The sequence below is a fragment of the Streptomyces sp. NPDC050264 genome, from assembly GCF_040655895.1.
Taxonomy (GTDB): Bacteria; Actinomycetota; Actinomycetes; order Streptomycetales; family Streptomycetaceae; genus Streptomyces.
This window is the reverse complement of the sequence record NZ_JBFAKV010000074.1, coordinates 1-1,093: the sequence shown is the minus strand read 5'-3', so window position 1 is coordinate 1,093 and position 1,093 is coordinate 1. Positions and strand designations below refer to the sequence as shown.

Below are 1,093 nucleotides of genomic sequence, written 5' to 3'. Positions count from 1 at the left end.
CCAACACGGTTCTGGTGGTCGTCAACCTCGACCCGCACCACACCCAGGAGGCGACCGTCTCGTTGGACATGCCGCAACTAGGGCTTGGCTGGCACGAGTCCACCTCGGTGCGCGACGAGCTCACCGGCGACACCCACCATTGGGGCAGGACGAATTACGTGCGCCTGGAACCGGGCACCGCCCCCGCGCACATTCTCACCGTCCTGCGACCGTCCACGCCGCGATGAATTCTCTGGAAAAGGGAATCGGAGGGTCACCCACACCATGATCATGAATGAGCCTGTCCCGGACACCTTCGAGGACACCCCCGCCAAGGACCGGGATCCTGACTGGTTCAAGCGTGCCGTCTTCTACGAGGTGCTGGTCCGCTCCTTTCAGGACAGCAACGGCGACGGCGTCGGTGACCTGAAGGGCATCACGGCGAAGCTCGACTACCTGCAGTGGCTCGGGGTCGACTGCCTCTGGCTCCCCCCGTTCTTCAAGTCGCCACTGAGGGACGGCGGTTACGACGTATCCGACTACACGTCGGTGCTTCCCGAGTTCGGTGATCTGGCGGACTTCGTGGAGTTCGTGGACGCGGCGCACCAGCGCGGCATGCGCGTGATCATCGACTTCGTCATGAACCACACGAGCGACCAGCACGAGTGGTTCCAGCAGTCGCGCTCCGACCCGGAGGGCCCCTACGGCGACTACTACGTCTGGGCCGACGACGACAAGCAGTACCAGGACGCCCGGATCATCTTCGTCGACACCGAAGCCTCGAACTGGACCTTCGACCCCGTCCGCAAGCAGTACTTCTGGCACCGCTTCTTCTCCCACCAGCCGGACCTCAACTACGAGAACCCGGCCGTGCAGGAGGAGATCCTGGCCGCCCTGCGGTTCTGGCTCGACCTGGGCATCGACGGCTTCCGCCTCGACGCGGTGCCCTACCTGTACGCGGAGGAGGGCACCAACTGCGAGAACCTGCCCGCCACCCACCACTTCCTGAAGCGGGTCCGCAAGGAGATCGACGCCCAGTACCCGGACGTGGTCATCCTCGCCGAGGCCAATCAGTGGCCCGAGGACGTCGTCGACTACTTCGGTGACTTTCCCT

Annotated in this window: 1 protein-coding gene and 1 pseudogene; both read left to right on the top strand. The window is 64.4% G+C overall.

All coding sequences use genetic code 11. The annotated features are described in order from the left end of the window. Nucleotides 1-227, top strand: a pseudogene (locus AB0J02_RS43610) (alpha-1,4-glucan--maltose-1-phosphate maltosyltransferase); the annotation flags it as partial. Between the two features lie 37 nt (nt 228-264). Continuing rightward, the coding region (locus AB0J02_RS43605; protein ID WP_363199481.1) for an alpha-amylase family glycosyl hydrolase at nt 265-1,093 on the top strand (829 nt) is incomplete at its 3' end.